Raw genomic sequence first — 11,316 nt, forward strand, 5'->3', positions numbered from 1 at the left:
GCGGGTCGGGCGCGGGTGGCGCAGGATGGAGGGCGATCCGATCCCTCCTCCAGCCCTCGCCGCCCGACGAAAGACTGCGCGTGCTTCTGAAGCTGCTGCGGGCCCATCTCGGTCCGTACAAGAAACCCATAGCCCTGCTGGTGCTGCTGCAACTCCTGCAGACCAGCGCCGCCCTCTATCTGCCCACCCTCAACGCCGACATCATCGACAAGGGTGTCGTGAAGGGGGACACGGGTTACATCCTGGAATTCGGCGCCTTCATGATCGCGGTGAGCGTCGTGCAGGTCGTCTGCAACATCGGCGCCGTCTTCTACGGCGCGCGCACCGCCGCAGCCCTCGGACGGGACGTCCGGGCGGCCGTGTTCGCGAAGGTGCAGAGCTTCTCGGCGCGGGAGGTCGGGCAGTTCGGGGCGCCGTCCCTGATCACCCGTACGACGAACGACGTCCAGCAGGTGCAGATGCTGGTCCTGATGAGCTTCACCCTGGTGGTGGCCGCGCCCATCATGTGCGTCGGCGGCGTCATCATGGCGCTGGGACAGGACGTGCCGCTGTCGGCGGTGCTGCTGGCGGTGGTGCCGGTGCTGGGCATCGCGGTCTCGCTGATCATCCGCAAGATGCGCCCCCTCTTCCGCTCCATGCAGGAGAAGCTGGACACCGTCAACCGAGTGCTGCGCGAGCAGATCACCGGCAACCGGGTGATCCGCGCCTTCGTGAAGGACGACTTCGAGAAGGACCGCTTCAAGAAGGCCAACGAGGACCTCACCGAGGTGTCGCTGTCCACCGGCAAGCTGATGGCTTTGATGTTCCCGATCGTGATGACGGTCGTGAATGTGTCGAGCGTGGCGGTGGTCTGGTTCGGTGCGCACCGCATCGACAGCGGGGGGATGGAGATCGGCGCGCTGACCGCCTTCCTCGCCTACCTCATGCAGATCGTGATGTCCGTGATGATGGCCACCTTCATGTTCATGATGGTGCCGCGCGCGGAGGTCTGCGCCGAGCGCATCGAGGAGGTGCTGGGCACCGACAGCAGTGTGGTGCCGCCGCTCGCCCCGGTCGTGGAGCTGCGCAGGCACGGTCAACTGGAGCTGCGGGGCGTGGAGTTCAGCTACCCGGGCGCTGAGGAGTCCGTACTGAAGGACATCGCTCTCCAGGCCCACCCGGGCGAGACGACGGCGATCATCGGCTCGACGGGTTCCGGCAAGTCGACGCTGCTGGGGCTGGTGCCGCGGCTGTTCGACGCCACGGACGGGGAGGTGCTGGTCGACGGCGTCGACGTACGCACCCTGGATCCGGCGCTGCTCGCGAAGACGGTGTCGCTGGTCCCGCAGAAGCCGTATCTCTTCTCGGGGACGGTCGCGAGCAATTTGCGATACGGAAACCCCGATGCGACGGACGAGGAGCTCTGGGCGGCGCTGGAGACGGCGCAGGCCAAGGAGTTCGTGGAGCGTCTGGAGGGCGATCTCTACGCCCCGATCTCGCAGGGCGGCACGAATGTGTCGGGCGGGCAGCGGCAGCGGCTGTCGATCGCGCGGACGCTGGTGCAGCGCCCGGAGATCTACCTCTTCGACGACTCCTTCTCCGCCCTGGACTACGCGACGGACGCGGCCCTGCGGTCGGCGCTCGCGCGGGAGACCGCCGAGGCGACCGTGATCATCGTGGCGCAGCGGGTGTCGACCATCCGGGACGCCGACCGGATCGTCGTGCTGGACGAGGGCCGGGTCGTGGGCACCGGACGGCACCACGAGCTGATGCAGACCAACGAGACCTACCGGGAGATCGTGCTCTCCCAGCTGACGGAGGCCGAGGCGGCATGAGTGGGCCCGCTGGACGCATGATGGGACCCCCGACCGAGAAGTCGATGAACTTCCGTGAGTCGGGGAAGCGGCTGGTCAAGCAGCTGGCACCGGAGAAGGTCACCCTGTGGGTGCTGTTCGTGGCACTGGTCTTCAGCGTGACGCTCTCGGTGATCGGCCCGAAGATCCTCGGCTCGGCGACGGACCTGCTGTTCGCGGGGATCGTCGGCCGGACGATGGACGCGGGCCTCACCAAGGAACAGGCCATCGAGGGGATGCGCAAGGCGGGTGAGGGCGGGCTCGCGGACATGCTGTCGGGCGTCGACTTCACCCCGGGCCAGGGCATCGACTTCGGGGCGATCGGCACCGTACTGCTGATCGTGCTGGCGGTGTACGTGGGTGCGGGCCTGCTGATGCTGGTCTCGACGCGGATGGTGAACAAGGCGGTCAACCGCACGGTCTACCGGATGCGCCAGGACGTGCAGGCGAAGCTGTCGCGGCTGCCGCTGTCGTACTTCGACCGGGCCAAGCGCGGCGAGGTGCTCTCGCGCACGACGAACGACATCGACAACATCGGCCAGACGATGCAGCAGACGATGGGTCAGCTCATCAACTCCGTGCTGACGGTGGTGGGCGTGCTCATCATCATGTTCTGGATCTCGCCATTGCTGGCGCTGGTCGCGCTGATCACGGTGCCGCTGTCGGTGGTCGTGGCGGCGAAGGTCGGCAAGCGGTCGCAGCCGCAGTTCGTGCAGCAGTGGAAGACGACGGGCACGCTGAACGCGCACATCGAGGAGATGTACACGGGCCACTCGCTGGTGAAGGTCTTCGGTCGGCAGCACGAGTCGGCGGAGGGCTTCCGCGAGCAGAACGAGCAGTTGTACGAGGCGAGCTTCCGGGCGCAGTTCAACAGCGGGATCATGCAGCCGCTGATGATGTTCGTGTCGAACCTGAACTATGTGCTGGTGGCGGTGGTGGGCGGCCTGCGCGTCGCCTCCGGCACCCTGTCGATCGGTGACGTCCAGGCCTTCATCCAATATTCGCGCCAGTTCTCTATGCCGCTGACGCAGGTGGCGTCGATGGCGAACCTGGTGCAGTCGGCGGTGGCTTCGGCGGAACGCGTCTTCGAACTCCTGGACGCACAGGAGCAGGAGCCGGACGCGGTCGACGCGCCGGGCCTGCCGGTGACGGACCACGACGAACTCCGTGGCGCGGTGGAGCTGGAGAACGTCTCCTTCCGCTACGAGCCCGACAAGCCGCTCATCGAGGACCTCTCCCTGCGGGTCTCCCCCGGCCAGACGGTCGCGATCGTCGGCCCGACGGGCGCGGGCAAGACCACGCTGGTGAATCTGCTGATGCGCTTCTACGAGGTCACCGGCGGCCGGATCGCCATCGACGGGGTCGACATCGCGAAGATGTCCCGCGAGGAGCTCAGGTCCGGGGTCGGGATGGTGCTCCAGGACACATGGCTGTTCGGGGGGACGATCGCGGACAACATCGCGTACGGGGCGGCCGGTTCCGTGACGCGGGAGCAGGTCGAGGAGGCGGCGCGGGCGGCGCACGCGGACCGCTTCGTGCGGACGCTGCCGGACGGGTACGACACGGTCATCGACGACGAGGGGTCGGGGGTGAGTGCGGGCGAGAAGCAGCTGATCACGATCGCGCGGGCGTTCCTCTCGGATCCGGTGATCCTGGTCCTGGACGAGGCGACCAGCTCGGTCGACACCCGGACCGAGGTCCTGATCCAGAAGGCGATGGCGCGCCTGGCCCACGGGCGGACGTCCTTCGTGATCGCGCACCGGCTCTCCACGATCCGGGATGCGGACGTGATCCTGGTGATGGAGAACGGGTCGATCGTGGAGCAGGGGTCGCACGAGGCGCTGCTGGAGGCGGGGGGCGCGTATGCGCGGCTGTACGCGGCGCAGTTCGCGCAGGCGGTGGTGGAGGTGGAGTAGCCCGGCCGGGGCCCGTGCGGGGGCAGTCCGGTGCCGGGCGTGCGGGCAGGGGGCGGAACCGGGGCGGGCCCGGATCGGGCGGGCCGCCCCCTTGCCCGCCCGTCCCGCCCCCGGGGGGGCGGCCCCGCCGCCCAAGGGGGCTAGGGGGGAGGCGGAAGGGGTGGCCCAGCCAGAGCGCCCCGCGCTCAGTCCAGGTAGCCCCGCAGCTGGTCGGCGAAAGCGTGGTCGCGGAGTTTGTTCAGCGTCTTGGACTCGATCTGGCGGATCCGCTCCCGCGTGACGCCGAAGATGCGGCCGATCTCTTCGAGCGTGCGCGGGCGCCCGTCCGCGAGGCCGTAGCGGAGCTGGACGACCTTGCGTTCGCGTTCGCCGAGAGTGGAGAGGACCGCCTCCAGGTGCTCGCGCAGGAGGAGGAAGGCGGCGGACTCGACGGGGGACGTCGCGTCACCGTCCTCGATCAGGTCGCCGAGGGCGACGTCGTCCTCCTCGCCGACGGGGGCGTGCAGGGAGACGGGTTCCTGGGCGAGGCGTAAGACCTCGCCGACCCGTTCGGGGGTGAGGTCGAGCTGGACGGCGACCTCGTCGGGGGTGGGCTCGTACCCCCGCTCCTGGAGCAGCCGGCGCTGCACGCGCACGACCCGGTTGATGAGTTCGACGACGTGGACGGGGACGCGTATCGTCCGCGCCTGGTCGGCGAGCGCGCGGGACATGGCCTGCCGGATCCACCACGTCGCGTACGTCGAGAACTTGTACCCCCGCGCGTAGTCGAACTTCTCGACGGCGCGGATGAGGCCCAGGTTGCCCTCCTGGACCAGGTCGAGCATGGTCAGCCCGCGCCCGACGTACCGTTTCGCCACGGAGACGACGAGGCGCAGGTTGGCCTCGATGAGACGCCGCTTGGCCATCCGGCCCCGTACGACCAACTTGTCGAGATCGAGGGCGAGTTGGGTGTCCAGGCTGGTCGACCCCGCCAGCTTCTCCTCGGCGAAGAGGCCCGCCTCCACGCTCCGGGCGAGTTCGACCTCGTCGGCGGCGGTGAGCAGCGGGATGCGGCCGATTTCGCGCAGGTACTGGCGGAAGAGGTCGGAGGAGGGGCCGGAGGTGTCGGCGCGGGCGGGCCGTTCGGGCGGTTCGGGCCGCTCCTGGTCGGCCTCCGGATCGGGATCCCGTTCCTCCATCACGTCTTCGGGCTGCTCCGTGGGCCCGGCGGCTTCGGCGGGCGGTTCCGGTCGGCGTCCGGCGCGGCTCTGCGCGGGTACGGCCGCGACCAGATCGGTCAGGGTCTGGGTCTGCACGGGGGCGACCTCCAGGGTGAACGCTGCCGGGTCGAAGCCGGGGGCGGGCCACGCACGGGTACGGCCCCTCGTACGGCCACCGTCTGCGGCCGCCCATCACGGGCCACAAGCACCGCACCCCAGTGTGGGGTGCGACACATGGCCGCCGCGAGGGGCGTGCGGTGACTTTTTGAGTCCGGTCCGTGACCGAGCGGTTACCCGAGGCAGCTAGAGGGCTGCGGCGCCGTGGTTGCGCAGGGACTGTCCGTACTGCTGGAGGACCCAGAGTTCGTTCTGTACGGCGGTCAGGTGGGCCGGGTCGCCGTGGCCGCCGAGGCGGGCCAGGGAGCCCTGGACCTCCAGGATGCGGCGGTCGACCGCGCGCAGCCGGACCTGGACGAGCTGGACGCCCGCGTACACCTCGTCGATGGACTTGGCGTGCAGGGCTTCGACGGCCAGCTCGGTGACCATGGACCTGACCTGGTCGTTCACCGCGCACTCGCGGACCCGGGCGAGGTAGTCGGCGGGGTTCTGGGCGCCCAGTTCAGCGCCGCCGGCCTCCTCGATGGTCTGGCGCACGGCCGCGTACGGCGGGGCGGTGAACTCGTCGGCGCCGTACGCGTCGAAGGCCGGGGAGACGAGGTCGGGGCGCTGGAGGGCGAGCTTGAGCAGTTCGCGCTCGGTGCGGTGGACGGGGCTGCGGAGGTTGAGCGCGGGGCCGCTGGCGACGGGGGTGGCGGGCCCGGACTCGTAACTCTGCTGCCTGCGCGACTCCGGTCCGCCGGAGGGCCCGCGGCCGCCCCGGTCCTTGGCCCAGCGGGCGAGCTGGGCGATGCGCTTGACGACGAACTGGGTGTCGAGGATGCCGAGCATGCCCGCGAGCTGGACGGCGACCTCGTGCTGGGAGGCGCTGTTCTTGATCCGGGCGACGACGGGGCCCGCCTCGTCGAGGGCGGCGGCGCGGCCCGCCGGGGTCTCCAGGTCGTACCGGGCGATGATCTGGCGCAGCGCGAACTCGAAGAGCGGGGTGCGCGGCTGGGTGAGGTCGGCGACGGCCTCGTCGCCCTTGGCCAGGCGCAGGTCGCAGGGGTCCATGCCGTCCGGTGCGATGGCGATGTACGTCTCGGCGGCGAACTTCTGGTCGTCCTCGAAGGCGCGCAAGGCGGCCTTCTGGCCTGCGGCGTCGCCGTCGAAGGTGAAGATGACGCGGGCGCTGCCGTTGTCCATCAGCAGACGGCGGAGGATCTTGATGTGGTCGCCGCCGAAGGCCGTGCCGCAGGTCGCGATGGCGGTGGTGACCCCGGCGAGGTGGCAGGCCATGACGTCGGTGTAGCCCTCGACGACGACGGCCCGGCTGGACTTGGCGATGTCCTTCTTGGCCAGGTCGATGCCGTACAGGACCTGGGACTTCTTGTAGATCGGGGTCTCGGGCGTGTTGAGGTACTTGGGCCCGTTGTCGTCGTCGCGGAGCTTGCGCGCGCCGAAGCCGACGACCTCGCCGCCGATGTCGCGAATCGGCCACATCAGGCGGCCGCGGAAGCGGTCGATGGGGCTGCGGCGGGACTCCTGGGCGAGCCCGGAGAGCAGCAGTTCCTTGTCGGAGAAGCCCTTGCCGCGCAGGTGGCGGGTGAGGTGGTCCCAGCCGGCCGGGCTGTAGCCGACGCCGAAGTGGGCGGCGGCGGCCTGGTCGAAGCCGCGCTCGGCGAGGAACTTCCGGCCGATCTCGGCTTCCGGGCTCTCCAGCTGCTGGATGTAGAAGTCCGCGGCGGCCTTGTGCGCCTCGACGAGGCGGGTGCGTTCGCCGCGCTGGGTGGAGGGGTTGTAGCCGCCCTCCTCGTACCGCAGGGTGATGCCCGCCTGCGCGGCGAGGCGTTCGACCGTCTCCGCGAAGGTGAGGTGGTCGATCTTCATCACGAAGGCGATCGTGTCGCCGCCTTCCTGGCAGCCGAAGCAGTGGAAGAGACCCTTGCTGGGGCTGACCTGGAAGGACGGGGACTTCTCGTCGTGGAAGGGGCAGAGGCCCTTGAGGTTGCCGCCGCCCGCGTTGCGGAGCGAAAGGTATTCGGACACGACGGCGTCGATCGGGAGCGCCTCCCGGACCGCCTTCACGTCGTCGTCGTTGATCCTGCCTGCCACGCGTGAAGTGTACGGGGAGGGTCGGACACTCTGCGGCGGCGGCTACGCGATCAAGGAATCCAGGGGGACGGACGGGTCGGCGAGGGCGTGCTGATCGACCTCGGCACCGCTCCTGATCAGGCGCTGGATCTGGTCGGTGACGTCCCACACATTGACGTTCATGCCCGCCAGCACGCGGTGGTCCTTCAGCCAGAAGGCGATGAACTGCCGCTTCCCGGCGTCGCCGCGCACGACGACCTGGTCGTACGTCCCCGGGGGCGCCCAGCCCGAGTATTCGAGGCCGAGGTCGTACTGGTCGGAGAAGAAGTACGGGACGCGGTCGTACGGGGTGCCGCGGCCCAGCATGGCCTTGGCGGCGGCGGGGCCGCCGTTGAGGGCGTTGGCCCAGTGCTCGACGCGCAGGCGCCGGCCGTGCAGGGGGGTGCCGGGGAGGTGGAGGGGGATCGCGGCGACGTCACCCGTGGCGTAGATGTCGGGGTCGTTGGTGCGGTGGTGGCCGTCGACGGCGATGCCGCCGCCGTGGGCACGGTCGACGAGGGCGAGCCCGGAGGACTCGGCGAGGACGGTGCGGGGGGCGGCGCCGATGGCGGCGAGGACGTCGTGGGCGGGGTGCTCCTCGCCGTCGTCGGTGCGGGCGGCGAGCACCAGGCCGTCCTGGCCGACGATCTCGGTGAGGCGGGCCCCGAAGTGGAAGCGGACGCCGTGCTCGGCGTGCAGGTCGGTGAAGAGCTGGCCGAGTTCGGGGCCGAGGACGGAGTGGAGGGGGGTGGGCTCGGCCTCGACGACGGTGACCTCGGCTCCGTACCCGCGTGCGGCGGCGGCGATCTCCAGCCCGATCCAGCCGGCACCGGCGATGACGAGGTGGCCGTTGTCGCGGCCGAGGGTGGCGAGGACTCCGCGCAGGCGCTCGGCGTGGGAGAGGCGGCGCAGGTGGTGGACGCCGGTGAGGTCGGTGCCGGGGATGTCGAGGCGGCGGGGCTCGGAGCCGGTGGCGATCAGGAGCTTGTCGTAGCGGATGACGGTGCTGTCGTCGCCGAGGCGGACGGTCTTGGCCTCGCGGTCGAGGTGGACGACGGTCTGGCCGAGGTGGAGCTCGATGTCGTTGGCGGCGTACCAGGCAGTGTCGTGGACGAAGACGCCGTCGCGGTCGGTCTTGCCGGTGAGGAGGCCCTTGGAGAGGGGAGGGCGTTCGTAGGGGTGCTCGCGTTCGTCGCCGATCAGGATCACCCGGCCGGTGAAGCCCTCGGTGCGGAGGGTCTCGGCGGCTTTGGCGCCGGCGAGTCCGCCGCCGATGATGAGATAAGTCTGATCTGCGTCGACCACTTGGTGCCTCCATTGAGCGAGTGGGCTTTTGAGCGTCCCGCACGGAGGGGTGCGGGGGAAGGGTACGGGGGCGGTCCCTGCGGGTCCTCGGGCCGGGAGGGGGTGGGCCGGTGCCGGGGGTGCGGGTGGGGGCCGGGGCCGGGGCCGGATCGGGCGTACCGCCCCCTTGCCCGCCCGTCCCGCCCCCGGGGGCGGCCCCGCCGCCCAAGGGGGCGGGGGTGGGGAGGGGGGGCGGGGGGGATGGTGCCCGGAGGGCATCCATCAGGGGCGCGGGGAACTGCGCGACCAGCCACGACGCACCCACACACAAACCCTCACCGGTTCGCCGTGAGGCGGGCGTGCAACGAGCGGGCGGAGGAGTCCGTCAGGGAGGCGATCTGGTCGATCAGGACCCGCTTGCGGGCGCGGTCGTCGGCGGCCGTGTCGTAGAGGGCCCGGAACTGGGGGTCGAGGCCCTCGGAGGGGGCCCGGAGGGTCAGCGCCTCGGCGAGTTCGGCGATGACGATGCGCTGGTCGGCGCGGAGCCGCTCCTGCTCGTCCCGCTGCATGACGTACCGGTCGGCCACCGCCTTGAGCACCGCGCACTCGTTGCGCGTGGCCCGCGGGACGACCAGCTCCGCGGAGTACCGGGTGAGCCGCCCGGCCCCGTACGCCTCCCGCGTCGCACTCTCCGCCGCCAGGCAGAACCGCCCGATGAGCTGACTCGTGGCGTCCTTCAGCCGCGCCTGCGCCAGCGCCGACCCGTCGTACCCGTGCGGCCACCAGTCCTGCCCCATGAGCCGGTCGAGCGCCTCGGCCAGTTCGGCCGGGTCGGTGTCCTCGGGAACGTACCGGCCGCGCGCCACCGCGAAGATCTCCTGCCGCTCGGGCTCGGCGTCCAGGACGTTGGGGTCGATGTGGCCCGCGTGCAGGCCGTCCTCGAAGTCGTGCACGGAGTAGGCGACGTCGTCGGACCAGTCCATGACCTGTGCCTCGAAGCACTTGCGGTATTCGGGCGCGCCCGCACGCACCCACGCGAACACCGGCAGGTCGTCCTCGTACACACCGAACTTCACCGAGTCGGGGTCGGTGGGGTGACTCCCCCGCGTCCAGGGGTACTTGGTCGCGGCGTCCAGCGCGGCCCGGGTCAGGTTCAACCCGACGCTCACCAGCTCCCCGCTCGCCGCCGACCGCACGAACCGCTTCGGTTCGATCCGCGTCAGCAGCCGCAACGACTGGGCGTTGCCCTCGAAGCCGCCGCAGTCCTTGGCGAAGTCGTTGAGCGCCTGCTCGCCGTTGTGGCCGAAGGGCGGGTGCCCCATGTCGTGGGAGAGGCAGGCCGCTTCGACGAGGTCGGGGTCGCAGCCCAGCGCCGCGCCCAGCTCCCGGCCGACCTGGGCGCACTCCAGGGAGTGGGTGAGCCGGGTGCGGGGGCTGGAGTCCCACACCTGACTGCGCGAACCGGGCGTGACGACCTGGGTCTTGCCCGCGAGGCGGCGCAGGGCGGAGGAGTGCAGCACCCGGGCGCGGTCGCGCTGGAACGCGGTCCTGCCGGGCCGTTTGTCGGGCTCGGCGTCCCAGCGCTCCGTCGCGGCCGAGTCGTATGCGGTGCTTTCCATACCGATGACCGTAACCGCACCCACTGACAGTCAACCCCACCCACCACAGGCAGGTCAGGCGGGCGCGGGTGCTCCGCTCGTGCCGTGCGGCCCGGTCCGCGTCCCGTTGCGGGAGACGCGGCCGAGCTGGGTGGAGAGCTGGGCGGTGATACGGGTGAGGAGTTCGGCGGTGCTGTCGAGGGGCAGGGAGAGCGGCAGGGCGGAGGACTCGCTCGGGGCTTCTCGCGGTGGAGCCGACTCGTACGTCATGCCCCTGATCCTCCCGGTCACAGGTTGCGCCCGCATTGCGCGAGGGTGACGGCTGCCACCCACCGTGAACTCCCGTGCACTCACGGCTTCTTGAGGAGGTACACGTCCCGTCGGGCACCGTCGCCCGGAACCGCACCGGCTCTCGGGGCTACCAGCGGTACCAGCGGCCCCGTCGGCCGCCGCTGCCGCCGGAGCGGGCGACGAACCCGAGCAGCCACAGCACCAGGACGGCGATGGCCACCCAGAAGAAGAGCTTGGCCACGAATCCGAGACCGAAGAGGAGCAGAACGAGCAGCAGGACCAGGAGCAGGGGAACCATGTTTATCAACCTCCGGACAAACGGTTGCCCCGGCCGCCGCGCACCATGCGCCGAAATTCGAACAGCCTGCCCGGCCCCCTGCGCCGCAAAGACACCCCCGCACGGGAACTGACCTGCCCTTTTCGACGTCGGACAGGGCAGAGAACACCAAGAGAACACCACGCGTCCCGGGGAGAAGGCCATGCGGTTCACGAGTATCGGCATGAAGCGGCCCCGGCTGCCGAAGGGGCGGCGGGGCAAGCGGCGTCTCGTACAAGCGGTGATGGCGGGGTGTGTGCTCGCCCTCATGCCCTCCACATGGACGTACGCCTCGACCGCCGACCGGGTCGGCGAGGTCGCGGACGCGCCCGCGCGCGAGGTGGCGATGGTGTTCGGGGCGGGCCTGTGGAAGGGCCGCCCCACCCCGTACCTGGCCCGGCGGCTGGACGCGGCGGCGGAGCTGTACCGCACCGGCAAGGTGAAGGTCGTCCTGGTCACGGGTGACAACAGCCGCGAGGAGTACGACGAACCGGACGCGATGCGCGCCTATCTCATCCGCCACGGCGTCCCCGACCAGCACGTGGTGAGCGACTTCGCGGGCTTCGACACCGCCAATCCCCTCTATGCAGAGTCTAGCTAACAAGACCCCAGGAACACAGAAGCCCCGCACGGCAGTTGAGCCGCGCGGGG

The 11,316-nt window shown here is 70.6% G+C and carries 7 protein-coding genes and 2 pseudogenes; 3 read left to right on the forward strand and 6 right to left on the reverse strand.

Features of this window, described 5'->3' with window-relative positions; genetic code table 11:
- Window positions 1–80: 80 nt before the first annotated feature.
- The gene (locus tag IE269_RS41965; protein WP_189828634.1) at window positions 81–1,814 is read left to right on the forward strand and encodes an ABC transporter ATP-binding protein; all 1,734 of its coding nucleotides are present in this window, start codon (window positions 81–83) and stop codon (window positions 1,812–1,814) included.
- Complete coding sequence (locus IE269_RS41970) at window positions 1,811–3,748, forward strand: ABC transporter ATP-binding protein (protein WP_189828635.1); 1,938 nt, start codon at window positions 1,811–1,813, stop codon at window positions 3,746–3,748. The genes IE269_RS41965 and IE269_RS41970 overlap by 4 nt, the downstream gene beginning before the upstream one ends.
- Before the next feature lie 185 nt (window positions 3,749–3,933).
- Here IE269_RS41970 and IE269_RS41975 read toward each other — a convergent pair.
- The 6 genes and pseudogenes from IE269_RS41975 to IE269_RS42000 form a co-directional block, all read right to left on the reverse strand.
- Window positions 3,934–5,070: pseudogene (locus IE269_RS41975) on the reverse strand (RNA polymerase sigma factor); the annotation flags it as partial.
- 180 nt (window positions 5,071–5,250) lie between these two features.
- Complete coding sequence (dnaG, locus tag IE269_RS41980; RefSeq protein ID WP_189828636.1) at window positions 5,251–7,158, reverse strand: DNA primase; 1,908 nt, start codon at window positions 7,156–7,158, stop codon at window positions 5,251–5,253.
- A gap of 42 nt (window positions 7,159–7,200) precedes the next feature.
- On the reverse strand, window positions 7,201–8,481 hold the full coding sequence (locus IE269_RS41985) for an NAD(P)/FAD-dependent oxidoreductase (protein ID WP_189828637.1): 1,281 nt from the start codon (window positions 8,479–8,481) through the stop codon (window positions 7,201–7,203).
- Between the two features lie 314 nt (window positions 8,482–8,795).
- On the reverse strand, window positions 8,796–10,079 hold the full coding sequence (locus IE269_RS41990; RefSeq protein WP_189828638.1) for a deoxyguanosinetriphosphate triphosphohydrolase: 1,284 nt from the start codon (window positions 10,077–10,079) through the stop codon (window positions 8,796–8,798).
- Window positions 10,080–10,133: 54 nt separating this feature from the next.
- A complete protein-coding gene (locus IE269_RS41995) occupies window positions 10,134–10,328 on the reverse strand; it encodes a hypothetical protein (RefSeq protein WP_189828642.1) in 195 nt (64 codons plus the stop codon).
- A 148-nt stretch (window positions 10,329–10,476) separates the two neighbouring features.
- Window positions 10,477–10,647 (reverse strand): hydrophobic protein, encoded by a 171-nt coding sequence (locus tag IE269_RS42000; protein WP_189828639.1) that lies wholly within the window; start codon window positions 10,645–10,647, stop codon window positions 10,477–10,479.
- Between the two features lie 202 nt (window positions 10,648–10,849).
- On the opposite strand from IE269_RS42000, the pseudogene IE269_RS42005 reads away from it, so the two are divergent.
- Window positions 10,850–11,236, forward strand: a pseudogene (locus tag IE269_RS42005) (SanA/YdcF family protein); the annotation flags it as partial.
- Window positions 11,237–11,316: the final 80 nt, after the last annotated feature.

Source organism: Streptomyces spiroverticillatus (genome assembly GCA_014650415.1).
Lineage (GTDB): Bacteria > Actinomycetota > Actinomycetes > Streptomycetales > Streptomycetaceae > Streptomyces > Streptomyces spiroverticillatus.

Coding starts and splice junctions, on each gene's coding strand:
- IE269_RS41970 (WP_189828635.1), top strand. CDS start 1,811: ATGAGTGGGCCCGCTGGACGCATGATGGGACCCCCGACCGAGAAGTCG.
- IE269_RS41995 (WP_189828642.1), bottom strand. CDS start 10,328: ATGACGTACGAGTCGGCTCCACCGCGAGAAGCCCCGAGCGAGTCCTCC.
- IE269_RS42000 (WP_189828639.1), bottom strand. CDS start 10,647: ATGGTTCCCCTGCTCCTGGTCCTGCTGCTCGTTCTGCTCCTCTTCGGT.
- IE269_RS41990 (WP_189828638.1), bottom strand. CDS start 10,079: ATGGAAAGCACCGCATACGACTCGGCCGCGACGGAGCGCTGGGACGCC.